Here is a 16,908-nt window from a genome sequence, read left to right as displayed (position 1 = left end):
TGACGCGTCCTTTCCTCGGCCCGCGCTCAAACGCGGCGGCCGATGCGGGATGCGACTCGAGTGAGCCGGAACCAGTAGAAGCCGTGGCCCCCGAGGGTCAGCAGGTACGGCAGCTCGCCGATCGCCGGGAAGCGGACCTCGCCGAACAGCTCCACCGGATGGCGTCCGGCGAACTCGCGCAGGTCCAGTTCGGTCGGCTGGGCGAACCGCGCGAAGTTGTGGACGCACAGCACCAGGTCGTCCTCGTACTCCCGCAGGAAGGCGAGTACGGCGGGGTTGGAGGAGGGCAGTTCGGTGTAGGTGCCGAGGCCGAAGGCGGGGTTCTGCTTGCGGATCTCGATCATGCGCCGGGTCCAGTGCAGCAGGGAGGACGGCGAGGCCATGGACGCCTCGACGTTCGTCACCTGGTAGCCGTAGACCGGGTCCATGATCGTGGGCAGGAACAGGCGCCCCGGGTCACAGGTCGAGAAGCCGGCGTTGCGGTCCGGGGTCCACTGCATCGGGGTGCGTACGGCATCCCGGTCGCCGAGCCAGATGTTGTCGCCCATGCCGATCTCGTCGCCGTAGTAGAGGATCGGCGAGCCCGGCAGGGACAGCAGCAGTGCGGTGAACAGCTCGATCTGGTCGCGGTCGTTGTCCAGCAGGGTGGCGAGCCGGCGCCGGATGCCGATGTTGGCGCGCATGCGCGGGTCCTTGGCGTACTCCGCGTACATGTAGTCGCGCTCTTCGTCGGTGACCATCTCGAGGGTCAGCTCGTCGTGGTTGCGCAGGAAGATGCCCCACTGGCAGCCGGACGGGATGGCGGGGGTCTTGGCGAGGATCTCCGAGACGGGGTAGCGGGACTCGCGGCGGACGGCCATGAAGATGCGGGGCATGACCGGGAAGTGGAAGGCCATGTGGCACTCGTCGCCGCCGGAGGCGAAGTCGCCGAAGTAGTCGACGACGTCCTCCGGCCACTGGTTGGCCTCCGCCAGCAGCACGGTGTCGGGATAGTGCGCGTCGATCTCCGCGCGGACCCGCTTGAGGAAGGCGTGGCTGGCGGGCAGGTTCTCGCAGTTGGTGCCCTCTTCGGCGTACAGGTAGGGCACGGCGTCGAGCCGGTAGCCGTCCACCCCGAGGTCCAGCCAGAACTTCAGCGCGGCCAGCATCTCCTCCTGCACGGCCGGGTTCTCGTAGTTGAGGTCGGGCTGGTGGGAGAAGAAGCGGTGCCAGTAGTACTGGCCGCGGACCGGGTCGTAGGTCCAGTTGGAGGCCTCGGTGTCGACGAAGATGATGCGGGCGTCGGCGTACCGGGTGTCGTCGTCGGCCCAGACGTAGTAGTCGCCGTAGGGGCCGTCGGGGTTCTTGCGGGACTCCTGGAACCACGGGTGCTGGTCGCTGGTGTGGTTCATGACGAAGTCGATGATCACGCGCATGCCGCGCTGGTGGGCCGCGTCGATGAACTCGACGAAGTCGGCGAGATCGCCGAACTCGGGCAGTACGGCGGTGTAGTCGGAGACGTCGTAGCCGCCGTCACGCAGCGGTGACTTGAAGAAGGGCGGCAGCCACAGGCAGTCCACGCCCAGCCATTGCAGGTAGTCCAGCTTGGCGGTCAGTCCCTTGAGGTCGCCGATGCCGTCGCCGTTGCTGTCCTGGAAGGAGCGGACGAGGACCTCGTAGAAGACGGCTCGTTTGAACCAGTCCGGGTCGCGGTCCTTGGCCGGGGTGTCCTCGAACTTGTCCGGGACGGGCTCGTTCACGGTCATGAGGCTGCGGACCCTTCGTTCCCGGGCGCGGCGGCGGACGGCCGGCGGAGGTGGAAGACGTGGGCGGGGGCCCGGCCGGGCTCCAGCCGCACGTAGTTCGTGCGGCCCCAGTGGTAGGTCTCGTCCGTGAGTTCGTCGTGGACCGGCACCGACGCGTGCCAGTCCAGGCCGAGCTGCGGCATGTCGAGCGAGATCGTGGCCTCCTGGGTGTGGTGGGGGTCGAGGTTCACGACCACCAGCACGACGTCGGACCCCTCGCGTTTGCTGTACGCGATCAGGGCGTCGTTGTCGGTGTGGTGGAAGCGGAGGTTCCGGAGCCGGTGCAGCGCGGGGTGGGCCCGGCGGATGGTGTTGAGGCGGGTGATGAGGGGGGCGATGGTGGTGCCCTCGCGGGCGGCGCGGGCCCAGTCGCGGGGTTTGAGCTGGTACTTCTCGCTGTCGAGGTATTCCTCGCCGCCCTCGCGCAGGGGGGTGTTCTCGCACAGTTCGTAGCCGCTGTAGATGCCCCAGGTGGGGGAGAGGGTGGCGGCCAGGACGGCGCGGGCCTCGAAGGCGGGGCGGCCGCCGTGCTGGAGGTAGGCGTGCAGGATGTCGGGGGTGTTGGCGAAGAAGTTGGGCCGCATGTAGGAGGCGGCGTCCCCCGTCAGTTCGGTGAGGTACTCCGTGAGTTCCTGCTTGGTGTTGCGCCAGGTGAAGTAGGTGTAGGACTGCTGGAAGCCGATCCGGGCCAGGGTGTGCATCATCGCCGGGCGGGTGAAGGCCTCGGCGAGGAAGATGACGTCGGGGTCGTGGCGGTTGATCTCGCCGATGACCTTCTCCCAGAACACGACGGGTTTGGTGTGGGGGTTGTCGACGCGGAAGATCCGCACGCCGTGGCCCATCCAGAAGCGCAGGACGCGGACGGTCTCGGTGACCAGGCCCGCCATGTCGGCGTCGAAGGCGACGGGGTAGATGTCCTGGTACTTCTTGGGCGGGTTCTCGGCGTGGGCGATGGTGCCGTCGGGGCGGTGGTGGAACCACTCGGGGTGTTTGTGGACCCAGGGGTGGTCGGGGGAGCACTGGAGGGCGAAGTCGAGGGCGATCTCCAGGCCGTGGCAGGCGGCCTGGCCGACGAACCAGGTGAAGTCCTCCAGGGTGCCGAGGTCTGGGTGGACCGTGTCGTGGCCGCCTTCGGGGGAGCCGATGGCCCAGGGGACGCCGACGTCGTCGGGGGTGGCGGAGAGGGTGTTGTTGCGGCCCTTGCGGTGGGTGGTGCCGATGGGGTGGATCGGGGGGAGGTAGACGACGTCGAAGCCCATCGCGGCGATCTCGGGCAGGCGGCGGGCGGCGGTGCGGAAGGTGCCGTGGGGCTGGGCGGGGGTGCCCTCGGAGCGGGGGAAGAACTCGTACCAGGCGCCGTACAGGGCGCGTTCGCGCTCCACGAGCAGGGGCAGCGGGTCGGAGGTGGTGACCAGCTCCCGCAGCGGGTGCCGGGCCAGCACCCCGTCCACCTCCGGCGTCAAAGCCGCCGCCAGCCGGGTGGCCACCGGGAGCGTGTCGTCGAGCAGCGTCTCGGCCGCGGCCCGCACCACGGCACGCCCCGCGTCCTTCGGTACTCCGGCGGCGGCCCGCCGGAACAGCTCGGCGCCCTCCTCCAGGACCAGCCCGGTGTCGATGCCCGCCGGCACCTTGATCCGGGCGTGTCGCCGCCAGGTGGAGACGGGGTCGCTCCAGGCCTCCACCCGGTAGGTCCAGTTGCCCGGGGCGCCAGGGGTGACCTCCGCGCCCCAGCGGTCGCTGCCCGGGGCCAGCTCCCGCATCGGGGTCCACGGACCCGGCCGGCCCTCGGGGTCCTTCAGAACGACGTTGGCGGCCACCGCGTCGTGCCCCTCGCGGAACACGGACGCGGTGACCTCGAACGTCTCTCCTGCCACCGCCTTCGCCGGGCGCCTGCCGTGATCCACCACCGGCTGGACGTCCCGTACCGGGATACGCCCGATCTCCACGGTCGTGCTCATCCGTTCTCACCTCCGCCGTGCTCGGGGCCGGGCGCCGGCCCGGCCGATTGGGTCAAGCCGCGCCGGAGGGGGTCTTCCGCCCCGACGGGGAGAGCAGGTCCGGCTGCTCCTGCCCACAGGTGACCAGGTTCGTCCGCAGGTACCGCTCGGCCGCCTCCGCGGCCTCGCGGGCGCACCGCTTTCCCATCAGGACGCAGAGGGTGTAGCCGGAGTCCTCGAAGGTCGCCCGGACGCCGACGTCCGAGGGGGACGCCAGCATCGAACGTTCCCAGGCGCGGTAGAGCCTCAGCTGCCGGGCGACCTCTGACTTGGCAGGGAGCAGCATGGCCGGTCACCTTCCGGACGGTCCGGTACGGACGATCGAGTTCTTCACACATGGTGCACGCACGGTGACTCGCCGTCTTGTTGGATCTTCAACCGCTTCCTCGTGTTGCACGAATGGACTACGGATCCCACTCTGGAGTGACTCAGAAGCGATCAGCGCTCACGCTTCGTGTTCGGGGAGCCCGTCCCCCAAGGGACGAGGAGGAGCGGGAGCCTTCGCGGTGAGGAGCCACGACGATGAAGACCGCAGTGCCCTGCTACTACCACCTCGACGTGGAAGTGAGCCCGGAACGGGTCGGACAGGTCAGGCGCATCCTGGCCGCCCACCTCCGGTTCTGGGACCTGGAGAACCTCGTCGAACCCGTCTGCACCGGAGCTGAGATGCTGCTCCGGGCGATCGACGAGCACGCGAGCGACAAACACACGTCGATCGAGATGTGGTGGAACCGCCAGCACCTCATCACGGCCGTGGGGGGCAACGACCACGCGCTCCGCCCCGACCAGGACCTGCGCACCTGCCTGCAGCACCTCGCCGCGACCAGCGACGGCTGGGGCTGCTGCGCGGCGGACACGGGGGCCAAAGTCATCTGGTTCTCGCAGCGGGCCCGGGCCGGCGAGCGCGTGCCGCTGGTCGCGAAGGGGCCGGAACCGATCACCCAGGAGGGGCTGGAAGTGCCGCGAGAGATCATGCCGATGGCCCGGCTGGGCCGTCCCGCCGACATCGTGCACGGCGTTCTGGAGGAGGCCCGGTGACCCGCTCCCGGCCGAACTGGAAGGGGGCGCCCGTGTGGAGCGGGCTCCCCTATCCCCTGGGAGCCGTGTACGACGGGCAGGGCACCAACTTCGCGCTGTTCAGCGAGGTCGCCGAACGCGTCGACCTCGTCCTCGTCGACGACGACGGCACCCACAGCACGATCCCGCTGCCCGACGTCGACGGCTTCGTCTGGCACTGCTACCTGCCCGGCGTCGGCCCGGGGCAGCGCTACGGCTACCGGGTCCACGGCCCGTGGGCCCCCTCCGTGGGCCACCGCTGCAACCCGAGGAAGCTGCTCCTCGACCCGTACACCCGCGCGGTGGACGGGATGGTGGACAACGACGCCTCCCTCTTCGAGCGGGCCAGGGGCAAGGCCGACCCGGGCGACAGCGCCGGGCACACCATGCTCGGCGTGGTCACCGACCCCTTCTTCGACTGGGGCGACGACCGCCCGCCCCGGCGCCCGTACTCCGAGACCGTGATCTACGAGGCGCACGTGCGCGGCCTCAGCCGTACCCACCCCGGCGTGCCCGAGGAACTGCGCGGCACCTACGCCGGGCTGGCGCACCCCGCGATCGTGGACCACCTCACGTCCCTCGGCGTGACCGCCGTGGAGCTGATGCCGGTGCACCAGTTCGTCCACGACGGCCACCTCCAGGACCGGGGCCTGTCCAACTACTGGGGCTACAACACCATCGGCTTCTTCGCGCCGCACAACGGCTACGCGGCCCTCGGCACCCGCGGCCAGCAGGTCACCGAGTTCAAGTCCATGGTGAAGACCCTGCACGAAGCCGGCCTCGAAGTGATCCTCGACGTGGTCTACAACCACACCGCCGAGGGCAACGAGAAGGGCCCCACCCTCTCCTTCCGGGGCATCGACAACGCCTCCTACTACCGCCTGGTGGACGGCGACTGGCAGCACTACTACGACACCACCGGCACCGGCAACAGCCTGCTGATGCGCCACCCCTACGTCCTCCAGCTCATCATGGACTCGCTGCGCTACTGGGTCACCGAGATGCACGTCGACGGCTTCCGCTTCGACCTCGCGGCCACGCTGGCCCGGCAGTTCCACGAGGTGGACCGGCTCTCCGCGTTCTTCGACCTCATCCAGCAGGACCCGGTGATCAGCCGCGTCAAGCTGATCGCGGAGCCCTGGGACGTCGGCGAGGGCGGCTACCAGGTCGGCAACTTCCCGCAGCTGTGGTCGGAGTGGAACGGCATGTACCGGGACGCGGTGCGGGACTTCTGGCGCGGCGAGGACCACACCCTCGGCGAGTTCGCCTCCCGGCTGACCGGCTCCTCCGACCTCTACCAGCACAGCCGGCGCCGCCCCCGGGCCAGCGTCAACTTCGTCACCGCGCACGACGGGTTCACCCTGCGCGACCTCGTCTCGTACAACGACAAGCACAACGAGGCCAACGGCGAGGGCAACCGGGACGGCGAGAGCCACAACCGCTCCTGGAACTGCGGTGCGGAGGGCGAGACGAAGAACCCGGCCGTCCGGGAACTGCGCGGCCGCCAGCAGCGCAACCTCCTCGCCACCCTGCTGCTCTCGCAGGGCATCCCGATGCTCTGCCACGGCGACGAACTCGGCCGCACCCAGCGCGGCAACAACAACGCCTACTGCCAGGACAACGAGATCTCCTGGATCGACTGGCGGCTGGACGACGAACAGCGCGCGCTGCTGGACTTCGTCCGGCGCCTCATCGCGCTGCGCGCCGAACACCCCGTGCTGCGCCGCCGCCGCTACTTCCGCGGTGAGACCGTCACCCACGCGGACCAGCCGCTGCCCGACCTCGTGTGGCTGCGGCCGGACGCGCGGGAGATGACCGACGACGACTGGCGGCGCGGTGACGCCCACACCGTCGGCGTCTTCCTCAACGGCGACGCCATCGCCGAACCGGACGCCCGCGGCCGGCCCGTGACCGACGACTCCTTCGTCCTGCTGCTCAACAGCCACTGGGAGCCCGGCGACTTCCGGCTGCCCGGCGCCGCCTACGGCGAGCGCTGGACGACCCTGATCGACACCGCGGACCCGGAGGGCGTCCCCGACGAGGCGGAACACAAGGCGGGCACCCTGGTCCACGTCGAGCAGCGCAGCCTGGTGCTGCTCTCCCGGCCGTCCCGCGGCGGCCGGTGAGCGGCCCGTGAGGTCAGCCGCCGAAGCGGCGCGCGGTCACCGTGAACTGCGCGCCGTCGGTGTCCCGCAGCACGGCCTCGTCCTCGTCCAGCGACAGCACGCTGCCGCCGTGCCGTTCCGCGGTGCGGGCGCAGGCCGCGACGTCCTCGACGGCGAAGTGCACCTGCCAGTGCGGCCGGATGGCCGGATCGGGCGCCGCTTCCAGCGCGCCCGACTCGATGCGTGCCACCACGTCCCCCTGGCTGCGCAGGACCACCTCGTCGCCCTCGTACTCGACCTCGCAGCAGCCGCCGGGCTCCGCCCAGTCGAAGACCCCGCCGTAGAACATGGCGGCGTCGAAGGCGTCGCGGGTGTGCAGCCGGATGAAGGCGGGGCGCGAGGCGCGCCAGGTCTCCCAGTCGCTGAACAGCTCTCCCTCCCAGATGCCGAAGGTCGCGCCGTCCCGGTCGGCCAGCAGGGCCGCCCGCCCGGGCGGCAGGGAGATCGGCCCGACCGCGGCCGTGCCGCCGCGCTCGGCCGCCCGGGACACCGCCTCGTCCGCGCTGCGCACGGCGAAGTACGGCGTCCACGCCACCGCCATCTGCCACATTCCGGCGACCGCGGCGATCCCGGCCACGGGCACCCCGGCGGCCAGCGCGATACGGAACGGTTCGCCCAGCTTGGCGGGCCGCCACTGCCAGCCCAGCACGGCGGAGTAGAACTCCTCGGTGACCTTCAGATCACGGCTGGTCAGGCTCACCCAGCAGGGAGCCCCGTACACGGAGTGCGTGGACAGGAGGCTCTCCCCGCCGGCGGGGAAGGGCATGTCGTGTTTCATGGCAGTCGCGTCCTGGTCTCGTCCACCGGCAGCCACCGGCTCGACACCAGTGTCCGGCCGGGAGTGCGGCGGGCGCCTGCCGAGTACCCCGGGCGCGGCGCCGAAACGGTGGTGGGGCGGCCCCGGACGGCCCAGTGGCGCGGGCCGGCACATGTGGCGACGATGGACGCGTCGGAGCCGTACCGCTCGGCGCAGGCGGCGGTGACCCGCCGGACCCGGAGGTGAGCATGCCCGCGGACCTTGGCTCGGACCAGATCTTCCAGCTGCAGGAACAGGTCAGGCAGCTGAAGGAGGCGGTCGTCTCGCACGCCGTCGTCGACCAGGCGATCGGAATGATCGTGGTCCTCGGCCGCGTCACCCCGGACCAGGGGTGGATCGTACTGAAGGAAGTTTCCCAGCATACGAACATCAAACTGCGCAACGTGGCAGAAATGATACTCATCTGGGGGCGCGCCGGGGTGATGCCGCCGGAGATACGGGCCGCTCTCGAAGACGCCCTGGACCGGCACGCCCCGACCCAGGTCCCCGGCTCCCCGCCGCAGGCCGGCTGACGGTCAGCGGGCCTCCGCGAGGATCTCCTCCCGGATGCGGTCGAAGCACCCGCTGAGCAGCCGCGAGACGTGCATCTGGGAGATGCCGAGCTGCTGCGCGATGCGGCTCTGCGTCATCCCGCCGAAGAACCGCAGGTAGAGAATGGTGCGCTCGCGCTCGGGCAGCGCCTCCAGGCACGGCCGCACCGCCACCCGGTCCACCACCGCGTCGAAGGCCGGGTCCGGGGCGCCGAGCGCGTCCCCGAGGGCGTACCCGTCGGTGCCGGGCATCTCGGCCTCCAGGGAGAGCGCCGAGAAGCACTCCAGGGCCTCCATGCCGGTCCGCACCTCGACCGTGGTCAGCTGCGCGTGCTCGGCGATCTCCTCGACCGTGGGCGCGCGTCCCGGCGTGGTCTGCGCCAGCTCCTTCGCGGATCTGCGGACCCGGTTGCGCAGGTCCTGGATGCGGCGCGGCACGTGCAGGGTCCACATGTGGTCGCGGAAGTGCCGCTTGATCTCGCCGGTCACGGTCGGGACGGCGTACGCCTCGAAGGCGTGGCCGCGTGCCGGGTCGTAGTGGTCGACGGCCTTGACCAGGCCCAGGGCCGCCACCTGGTAGAGATCCTCCAGGTTCTCGCCGCGGCCCCGGAAGCGGACCGCGATCCGCTCCGACATGGGCAGCCAGACCCGGATCAGTTCGTCCCGCAGGGCCTGTCGCTCGGGGCCCTCGGGGAGCCCGGCGAGCCGGTCGAACGCCGCCGCCGTGTCGGGGGCGTCGTCGTGGGGGTGGGGCTTGGTTCTGCCGGCGCTGTGCATCAGGCGCACCTCCCTCAGCAGGGGTGCTGGCAAGTCCTCATATATATGGATACTGAGCGCGAAAGTCCCGGGCTGCCACCCGAACGGCTGCGGACCGGTGACCGGGACGCCGGCGCCGCCGGACGTGATGTGCGGCACGCCGCCGGTGATCGCCCCGTACCGGCGTCGGCGGATCGTTGCTGGGCAGCGCTTGATCACCGAGCAAAAGGGGTGAACCCCCTGGCCACAGCGCATTCCGCTCATTTGACAGTGCACTGAGCGCACAGATAGGAAGCAGCGTCGAGAGGTCGAGAGGGGCACCGTGTACGAGCCGAACGTGGTCGGGGACTGGCAGGAGTACGACGGGCACGCCGGGCTGCGGGTCCGCGTCCACCGTCTCGAGCCGGCCGAGCCGCCGCGTGGACGCGACGACGCCGCCGAGGGGCTGACGTACTTCCGCGTCCGGGTGACCGTGGAGAACCGGGGCGGCCGGCAGGTCGGCATCCACCTCGAGGACGGCCAGGTCGACGTGCGGATCGGTCCCGACGGGGAGAGCGCCTTCCTCGACTGGCGCAACTCCCAGTTCATCGAGGGCTTCGACGTCTACCCCCTGCGCCGGGCCACCGCCGTGCTCTACGCGGCCGGGCCCGAGGCGAGCCTCGGCCAGATCGACGTCCAGGTGCAGTTGCGGGTGGACGAGGAGTGGGCCGACCGCCGGCTGTGGACCGGCGGACTGGGGCTGCCCGACGGGGAGGGCGGAGCGCTCCCCGGTACGGTGCGCGAGGACGGGCTGGCGCACCAGGTGAGCGCCTTCCTGCGCGGCCAGGCGGAGGAGGGTACCGCCTGACCTCCCGGGCGCGCGGCGTTCAGTGCGCGATGCCGTCGATGATCTCGCGGGCGCCCTGCCGCAGCAGCGCCACGGCCACCGAGGTGCCCAGCGTCGCCGGATCGAGCCGGCCGGCCCACTCGTGGGCGTTCAGCCGGGTCTTGCCGTCGGGGGTGAACACGCAGGCCCGCAGGGAGAGTTCCCCGCCGCGGTCCACCCGGGCGAACCCGGCGATCGGGCTGTTGCAGTGTCCCTGGAGGACGTGCAGGAACATGCGCTCCGCCGTCGCCTCCCGGTGCGTGTCCGGGTCGCCGAGGCCGCTCACCGCGTCGATCAGCTCGTCGTCGCCCTCCCGGCACTGGAGGGCGAGGACGCCCGCGCCGATCGGCGGCATCATCGTCTCGGGGGAGAGGACCTCGCTGATCACGTCCCGGCGGCCGATGCGCTCCAGGCCGGAGACCGCGAGCAGCAGGGCGTCCGCCTCACCGGCCGCGAGCTTGGCCAGCCGCCGGTTGGCGTTGCCGCGGAACGGCACGCACCGCAGGTGCGGGTGGGTGGCGGCCAGCTGGGCGACGCGGCGCACCGAGGAGGTGCCGATCCGGGTGCCGGCCGGCAACTCGTCCAGGGTGAGCCCGTCCGGGTGGATCAGGGCGTCCCGGATGTCGTCCCGCTCCAGGAACGCGGCGAACACCGTGCCCGCCGGCAGCGGCCGGTCGGCGGGCACGTCCTTCACGCAGTGCACCGCGAGGTCCGCCTCGCCCGACAGCAGCGCGGCGTCGACCTCCTTGGTGAACGCGCCCTTGCCCTCCACCTGCGACAGGTCGCCGAGCCACTTGTCGCCCGTGGTCCTCACCGGTACGACCTCGGTGCGCACGCCGGGGTGCAGGGCCGCCAACCCGGCCCGGACACGCTCGACCTGAGCCAGCGCCATGGGGGAGTCACGGGAGACGATGCGGATCAGTTCGGGGACTGCCATGCGGACACCATAGTGCTCCCGGGGTCGATCCGGTCTCGTCCCTCGCTCGATCGGCCCTGGGGCGTCCGGCCGTCTCAGGCGTTCGGGTCGAAGGGAACGCCGGCGGGCCTGGCGGCGGCCAGGTGGGAGGCGAAGCTGCCGTCCTTCAGGCCGAAGTTGGCGCTGCCGAAGTCGTAAGAGGCCAGCTTCTCGCGCACTCCGGCGGGATAGCCGTTCCAGCCGACCAGGGCCGGGTACCGCCACGTGCCCGCGTGGTTCTCCGGCGGCTCGTCGCCGGAGGTCGCCAGGCGGAAGCAGTGGGTGCTGATGCCGTCCTTGTGGTAGACGATCTTCGGATGGGTGCCGTCGAACCGGACCGCCGACCGCGCGTGGACGCTGAACGAGCCGTGGTTGGAGGTGGAGACGTACTCGACGGCACCGCCGCGCACCCACACCACGACGTGCTCCCAGTCGTGCCGGTGGCCGCCCAGGCCGGTGCCGGGCAGCGCCTGGTCCTTCTCGAAGTAGAGGCCGTACAGGTAGGCGCACCACTCGCCGTCGCACTTGGCGCGCGAGTAGCCGTTGGTGTTGTCCAGGTCCGCGGCGTCCCGGCAGTTCCCGTTGAGGGCGCCGGTCGGCTTGAGCCCGCCGTTGACCGTCCCGTCGGCGCCGATCGCCGGTGTCGGGTAGCAGCCGTCGGTGTCGAAGTCGTAGGCCGGCTGGTACGTCCGCTCCAGGCTGTCGGCGTTGCCGGGCAGTCCCGGGGGCGGGGCGGCGAAGGCGGTGGCGGGGAAGGCCACCACGAGGGCGAGGGCACCGAGCGGGGCGGTGAGCCATCTCCCGCGGCGGGCGGTTGCGGCGGCACGCGACGGCATCGCGTCCTCCTCTGGGTCCGGGCGCAGCCCAACGGCTGTGGGGGGAAGGGGAGTTCAGAGTCCCGTCTTTTCACTTCCGTGCCAAGGGCGCATGGGCGTCCCCATGGTGAAGCCCGGCCCAACACTTGATCGCGCCTCACACCATGTCGTCGGGGAGATCGGCGGCCGATTCCTCGGGGGCCAGGTCCGGGCGGAGCCTGAGCCAGGAGGGCTGGCGCAGCATGCCCTCGCGCGTGCGGGTGCTGTAGCGGACCTCGCCGACCAGCCGGGGCACGACCCAGTGCGCCCCGGGCACCGGCGGCACGGGGTCGAAGGGACAGGTGTCCGTCGCGGCGGCCCGCAGCAGCGCCGCCAGTTCGGCGCGCTCGGCCGCGCTCCAGCCGGTGCCGACCCCGCCGACGTAACGCAGGCGGCCCGCGGCGCGCTGGCCGACCAGGACGGCGCCCGGGAGCCCGGTGAGCCGCCCCTTGCCCGGCAGCCAGCCGCCGACCACGACGTCCTCGCTGCGCATGTTGCGGATCTTGATCCAGGCCCGGGAGCGGACCCCCGGCTCGTACACCGAGTCCAGCCGCTTGCACACCAGGCCCTCCAGACCGTGCTCCCGGGTGGCCCGCAGGGCCTGCTCTCCGTGGCCGACGAGTGCCGCCGGGGTCGACCAGGACGGGCCGGCCAGGCCGAGGTCCGTGAGCCGTTCGCGGCGGCGGGTGTAGGGGAGGCGGAGCAGGGACTCGCCCGCCAGGTGCAGGGCGTCGAAGAGCACCAGGTGGACGGGGGCCTTCGCCGCCCGGTGCGCGGCCCGGCCGGGGGCGTGGGACAGGCCCATGCGGGACTGCAGCAACTGGAAGTCGGCGCGGCCCTGTTCGTCCAGGGCCAGTACTTCCCCGTCCAGTACGGCGGGGGTGGCGCCGAGCGCGGTGGCCAGCGGCCTCAGTTCCGGGTAGGCGGCCGTGATGTCCTGGCCGGAGCGGGCCCGCAGCAGCACGCCGCCGTCGCCGGGCAGGTAGACGATCACCCGCTGGCCGTCCTGCTTGGTCTCGTAGGCCCAGCGGGCGTCCCGCGCGGCGGACGGCAGGGTGCCGGGGACGGCGAGCATCGGAGGAATCAGCGGGAGTGCCACGGGTCAGTTCTCGACGGGCCCGGGTACCGTCACGCGCGTCGCCCGCCAGGTTCGCCTGAACGGCGCCGGTCCCGCCGCCGTCGCCGCCAGCGGACGGAGGCGGCCGTCGCACCGGTCCCGGTGGCCGACGCGGGACGGGCCGCGCTCCCGGCGCCGGGCCGGGGCCGGGGGATGAAGGACGCGAGCAGGAAGGCGAGCAGCGCCGCGCCGGCCCCGATGCCCATGACCACCCTGAAGGCGTTCTCGGACGGCAGGGCGAAGCCGCCGAGGCCGAGGGTCAGCTGGGCCGGCACCACGCCCGCGAGCGCGCTGGCGAGGGACTGCCGATGGAGCGCATGAGGATGTTGAGGCTGTTCGCGGCGGCCGTCTCGCTCGCCGGCACCGCCCCCATGATCAGAGCCGGCATCTCCGCCTCGCTGCGGGGGATCGTCGCGGGGCGCAACCGGTGCATGCCGGCGCTGCCCGACGAGGTCCGGGCCGAGCGGGGCGACATGACCCGCCACCCGATCGTGCACACGGCGGCCGAACGGGAGCGCGCCCTTGCCGAGGGGCGGCCCACCCCTCGCGCCGGCTGGCAGGAGGCGGCGGACTCGCTCGTCGACGCGATCGTGGGCATGTGGCTGGCGCCCCCGGGGGGCGTGTGACCGGCGCGCGGTGACCGCGGACGAGTCCGGCTGCCGCGGGGAGGGACGGGGCTCCCGGGGAAAGTCCGGACAGCCGGGCCACCCGGCCCTACCGTCGAGTAATATCGCGCGCCTGCCCCCTGAGGAGGAACCGTGCCCCGTTCCCACCGCTCACCGCTGCTGCTGGCCGGTCTGCTGGCCACCGCCGGCGTCGCGCACTTCGCCCGACCCCGCACCTTCGACGCGATCGTGCCGCGCGGACTGCCCGGCACGCCCCGAGCCTGGACGTACGCCAGCGGCGTCGCCGAGCTGGCCCTGGCCGCGGGTGTCGCCCTGCCCCGCACCCGCAAGGCCGCCGCGCTGACCACGGCGGCCTTCTTCGTGGGGGTGTTCCCCGCCAACGTCAAGATGGCCGTGGACTGGCGGCACCGCCCCACGCCGCAGAAGGCCGCCGCCTACGGCCGGCTGCCCGTGCAGGTGCCGCTCGTCCTGTGGGCCCGCGGCGTCGCCAAGGGCAGCGAGGGCCGGTCGTGAGCCGGGCACTCGGCGTCGGCGACACGGTCGACGACTTCACGCTGCCGGACGAGACCGGAACCCCGCGCCGCCTGTCCGAGCTGCTCGCCGACGGTCCGGTCGTGCTGTTCTTCTATCCCGCCGCCCTGACCCCCGGCTGCACCGCGGAGGCCTGTCACTTCCGCGACCTGGCCGCCGAGTTCGCCGCGGCCGGCGCCCGCCCCGTCGGCGTCAGCGGCGACCCCGTGGAGCGGCAGCGGGAGTTCGCCGGACGGCACACCCTCGGCATGCCGCTGCTGTCCGACGCCGACGGCGAGGTCCGTGAGCTGTTCGGAGTCAAACGCGGGTTCAGCCTGGCCCCCACCAAGCGGGTCACCTTCGTCGTCGGCCGGGACCGCACCGTGCTCGAGGTCGTCCGCAGCGAGCTGCGGATGAACACCCACGCCGACCGGGCGCTCGCGGCGCTGCGCGAGCACCGAGCGTAGGCAGCCGTGCCCGTTGCGGTTGAAACCGCGCCACAACGGGTCAATCCTGGACATCATGGAGCATGCCTCCGCCGTGGCGACCCTGGACATCCGCGGCACGGTGACGGGTTGGAGCGAGGGCGCCCGACGGCTGACCGGCCACCCGGCCGAAGAGGTGGTGGGACGGGACGCGCGGGAGCTGCTCGCCCGGGACCTGCCGCCCGAGGCGCTGACCGGCCTGTCCGCCACCGTCCTGCTCCGTCACCGTGACGGCTCGACCGTGTCCGCGCACGTGCGCGCCTCGCCCCTGCTCGGGACGGCCGGCACACCGCAGGGGTACGCGCTGACCGCGGGCCCGTCCGAGCGCCCGGCGTTCCAGCTGACCGGGGAGACCTTCCGGCAGGCTTCCCTGTCGATGTCGGTGCACGACGTCCAGCAGCGCTACCTCCAGGTCAACGACACGGCGCGCCGCATGCTCGGTCTGCGGTCCGAAGACCTGATCGGGCGGCCGATCTCGGACGTCATGGACGAGCTCGACGCCGACGGCGCGGCGTTCCTGCGCCACCTGAGGCAGGTCGCCGAGAACGGCCGTCCCGCACGCTACGAGACCTTCGCCCCGGCCTCCTCCCGGCTCGGCGAGCACGCCTGGACCATCGAGATGTGGCCGGTCCGCGACGCGTCCGACGAGGTGGCCGCCGTCGCCGTGGCGGGCTTCGAGAGCACCCTCCAGCACCGGGCGCGCAAGCGGCTGGCCCTGCTGAACGAGGCCGCCGCCGGCATCGGCACCACCCTGGACGTCGTACGCACCGCCGAGGAGCTCATCGGCTTCCTCGTCCCCCGCTTCGCCGACTTCGCGAGCGTCGACCTGCTCGACTGGGTCCTCGGCACGCAGGAACCCCTCTCGCCGGCCGCCGCGGGCGTCACACTGCGCCGCGTCGCGCACGGGGCGGCCACCGAGGGGGCCCCACGGGCGTCCGTGCACCTGGGCGAGACGGACGTCTACCCGCCCTACTCCGCACCCGCCCGCGCGGTGGCCCTGGGGCGGGTGGTGCTGTCGGAGCCGGGTGACCCGGACTTCGACCGGTGGATGCGGGTCCGCAACGAACAGGCGCCGCACAACCGCGGCTACCGGGAACGCGTCCGCTCCACCCTGGCGGTGCCGCTGCTGGCCCGCGGCACCACCCTCGGAGTCGTGGTGGCCGTCCGAGCCGCGCCCCAGGAGCCGTACGTCGACGACGACGTCGTCCTCGCCGAGGAGCTCGCCAGCCGGGCCGCGGTCTGTATCGACAACGCCCGCCGCTTCGCCCGCGAGCGTGCCACCGCACTGGTGCTCCAGCACAGCCTGCTGCCCAGGGGCCTGCCCGGACCGGCGGCGGTCGAGGTGGCCCACCGCTATCTCCCCTCCGCCTCCGCGGCCGGCATCGGCGGCGACTGGTTCGACGTGATCCCCCTGTCCGGCAGCCGCGTCGCCCTCGTCGTCGGCGACGTCGTCGGCCACGGCATCCCGTCCACGGCGACCATGGGCCGTCTCGCCACCGCCGTCCGCACCCTGGCCGACGTCGACCTGCCCCCCGACGAGCTCCTCACCCACCTCGACGACCTCGTCACCCACCTCGTGGCCGGCGACACCGGCAACGAGGTCGCGGAACTGGGCGCCACCTGCTTGTACGCCGTCTACGACCCGGTCTCCCGCCGCCTCACCGCGGCCGCCGCCGGCCACCCCGCACCGGCCCTCGTCCTGCCCGACGGCACCACCCGGCTCCTGGCGATGACCGCGGGCCCGCCGCTCGGCGTGGGCGGGCTCCCGTTCGAGGCGGCCGAGGTGGAACTCCCCGAGGGCACCGTCGTCGCCCTCTACACCGACGGCCTGGTCGAGGACCGCGACCGCGACCTCGACCACGCCACCGCGGAGTTGTGCCGCGCGCTGACCGCGCCCGCCGCCTCGCTCGACGCCCTGTGCGACACCGTGCTCAAGGCCGTGCTGCCCGAGGAGCCCAGCGACGACGTGGCGCTGCTGCTGGCCCGCACCCGGGCACTGGGAGCCGGCCAGATCCGCACCTGGGACATCAGTCCGGACCCCGCGCACGTCGCCGCCGTCCGGCGGTCCGCCACCGAACAGCTGTCGGCCTGGGGACTGGACGAGACGGCGTTCGTCATGGAACTGGTCGTCAGCGAACTCGTCACCAACGCCATCCGCTACGGCGAGCCGCCCATCCAGCTCCGCCTCATCCGCGACGGCGCCCTCATCTGCGAGGTCTCCGACGGCAGCTCCACCTCACCGCACCTGCGCCGGGCCCACGCCTACGACGAGGGCGGCCGGGGCCTGCTCCTGGTCGCCCAGCTCACCCAGCGCTGGGGAAGCCGGCAGACCACCACCGGCAAGACGATCTGGGCCGAACAGGCGCTGCCCGCCGAGTGAGCGAACCACCG

At 72.4% G+C, this 16,908-nt stretch carries 15 protein-coding genes and 2 pseudogenes; 8 read left to right on the top strand and 9 right to left on the bottom strand.

Annotation, left to right across the window (positions count from 1 at the left end):
- Nucleotides 1-26: 26 nt before the first annotated feature.
- From treS to M6G08_RS28370, 3 genes are read right to left on the bottom strand one after another with little or no spacing between them, the layout of a single operon-like run.
- Complete coding sequence (treS, locus tag M6G08_RS28380) at nt 27-1,745, bottom strand: maltose alpha-D-glucosyltransferase (RefSeq protein WP_272589960.1); 1,719 nt, start codon at nt 1,743-1,745, stop codon at nt 27-29.
- On the bottom strand, nt 1,742-3,742 hold the full coding sequence (locus M6G08_RS28375) for an alpha-1,4-glucan--maltose-1-phosphate maltosyltransferase (protein ID WP_272589959.1): 2,001 nt from the start codon (nt 3,740-3,742) through the stop codon (nt 1,742-1,744). Before M6G08_RS28375 ends, treS begins: the two co-directional genes overlap by 4 nt.
- Nucleotides 3,743-3,794: 52 nt before the next feature.
- Complete coding sequence (locus M6G08_RS28370) at nt 3,795-4,067, bottom strand: DUF5133 domain-containing protein (RefSeq protein WP_272589958.1); 273 nt, start codon at nt 4,065-4,067, stop codon at nt 3,795-3,797.
- Between the two features lie 236 nt (nt 4,068-4,303).
- Between M6G08_RS28370 and M6G08_RS28365 the strand changes: the two genes are divergently transcribed.
- Entirely contained in the window at nt 4,304-4,819 is a 516-nt protein-coding gene (locus M6G08_RS28365; protein WP_272589957.1) for a pep a2, read from the top strand.
- Nucleotides 4,816-6,963, top strand: coding sequence for a glycogen debranching protein GlgX (gene glgX / locus M6G08_RS28360; RefSeq protein ID WP_272589956.1), 2,148 nt, complete (start codon nt 4,816-4,818; stop codon nt 6,961-6,963). Before M6G08_RS28365 ends, glgX begins: the two co-directional genes overlap by 4 nt.
- A 13-nt stretch (nt 6,964-6,976) precedes the next feature.
- Here the strand turns inward: glgX and M6G08_RS28355 are convergent, their stop codons facing one another.
- Nucleotides 6,977-7,780 carry a VOC family protein gene (locus tag M6G08_RS28355; protein ID WP_272589955.1) on the bottom strand — a complete coding sequence of 268 codons (804 nt, stop codon included), beginning with the start codon at nt 7,778-7,780 and terminating at the stop codon, nt 6,977-6,979.
- A 227-nt stretch (nt 7,781-8,007) separates the two neighbouring features.
- Between M6G08_RS28355 and M6G08_RS28350 the strand changes: the two genes are divergently transcribed.
- Nucleotides 8,008-8,331 (top strand): ANTAR domain-containing protein, encoded by a 324-nt coding sequence (locus M6G08_RS28350; RefSeq protein WP_272589954.1) that lies wholly within the window; start codon nt 8,008-8,010, stop codon nt 8,329-8,331.
- A gap of 3 nt (nt 8,332-8,334) precedes the next feature.
- Here M6G08_RS28350 and M6G08_RS28345 read toward each other — a convergent pair whose 3' ends face one another.
- The gene (locus M6G08_RS28345; protein ID WP_272591457.1) at nt 8,335-9,126 is read right to left on the bottom strand and encodes a SigB/SigF/SigG family RNA polymerase sigma factor; all 792 of its coding nucleotides are present in this window, start codon (nt 9,124-9,126) and stop codon (nt 8,335-8,337) included.
- 301 nt (nt 9,127-9,427) lie between these two features.
- On the opposite strand from M6G08_RS28345, the gene M6G08_RS28340 reads away from it, so the two are divergent.
- Complete coding sequence (locus M6G08_RS28340) at nt 9,428-9,952, top strand: hypothetical protein (protein ID WP_272589953.1); 525 nt, start codon at nt 9,428-9,430, stop codon at nt 9,950-9,952.
- Between the two features lie 19 nt (nt 9,953-9,971).
- Here M6G08_RS28340 and hemC read toward each other — a convergent pair whose 3' ends face one another.
- From hemC to M6G08_RS28320, 4 genes and pseudogenes are all read right to left on the bottom strand, one after another.
- Nucleotides 9,972-10,907, bottom strand: a complete 936-nt coding sequence (hemC, locus tag M6G08_RS28335) for a hydroxymethylbilane synthase (RefSeq protein WP_272589952.1) — start codon at nt 10,905-10,907, stop codon at nt 9,972-9,974.
- 74 nt (nt 10,908-10,981) lie between these two features.
- Nucleotides 10,982-11,761: an NPP1 family protein gene (locus M6G08_RS28330; RefSeq protein ID WP_272589951.1), complete on the bottom strand. Its 780-nt coding sequence runs from the start codon at nt 11,759-11,761 to the stop codon at nt 10,982-10,984.
- Nucleotides 11,762-11,897: 136 nt separating this feature from the next.
- Nucleotides 11,898-12,878: a non-homologous end-joining DNA ligase gene (ligD, locus tag M6G08_RS28325; RefSeq protein ID WP_272589950.1), complete on the bottom strand. Its 981-nt coding sequence runs from the start codon at nt 12,876-12,878 to the stop codon at nt 11,898-11,900.
- A gap of 29 nt (nt 12,879-12,907) precedes the next feature.
- Nucleotides 12,908-13,284: pseudogene (locus M6G08_RS28320) on the bottom strand (hypothetical protein); the annotation flags it as partial.
- Between the two features lies 1 nt (nt 13,285).
- Here M6G08_RS28320 and M6G08_RS28315 point away from each other — a divergent pair.
- The 4 genes and pseudogenes from M6G08_RS28315 to M6G08_RS28300 all read left to right on the top strand — a co-directional run.
- Nucleotides 13,286-13,522: pseudogene (locus M6G08_RS28315) on the top strand (TetR family transcriptional regulator); the annotation flags it as partial.
- A 132-nt stretch (nt 13,523-13,654) separates the two neighbouring features.
- Complete coding sequence (locus M6G08_RS28310) at nt 13,655-14,035, top strand: DoxX family protein (RefSeq protein ID WP_272589949.1); 381 nt, start codon at nt 13,655-13,657, stop codon at nt 14,033-14,035.
- On the top strand, nt 14,032-14,499 hold the full coding sequence (locus M6G08_RS28305) for a peroxiredoxin (RefSeq protein WP_272589948.1): 468 nt from the start codon (nt 14,032-14,034) through the stop codon (nt 14,497-14,499). Before M6G08_RS28310 ends, M6G08_RS28305 begins: the two co-directional genes overlap by 4 nt.
- 55 nt (nt 14,500-14,554) lie before the next feature.
- Nucleotides 14,555-16,897, top strand: a complete 2,343-nt coding sequence (locus tag M6G08_RS28300; protein ID WP_272589947.1) for a SpoIIE family protein phosphatase — start codon at nt 14,555-14,557, stop codon at nt 16,895-16,897.
- Nucleotides 16,898-16,908: the final 11 nt, after the last annotated feature.

The sequence above is a fragment of the Streptomyces sp. M92 genome, from assembly GCF_028473745.1.
Taxonomy (GTDB): Bacteria; Actinomycetota; Actinomycetes; order Streptomycetales; family Streptomycetaceae; genus Streptomyces.
The sequence above is the reverse complement of the archived record's forward strand: the minus strand, read 5'-3'. Positions and strand labels throughout refer to the sequence as shown.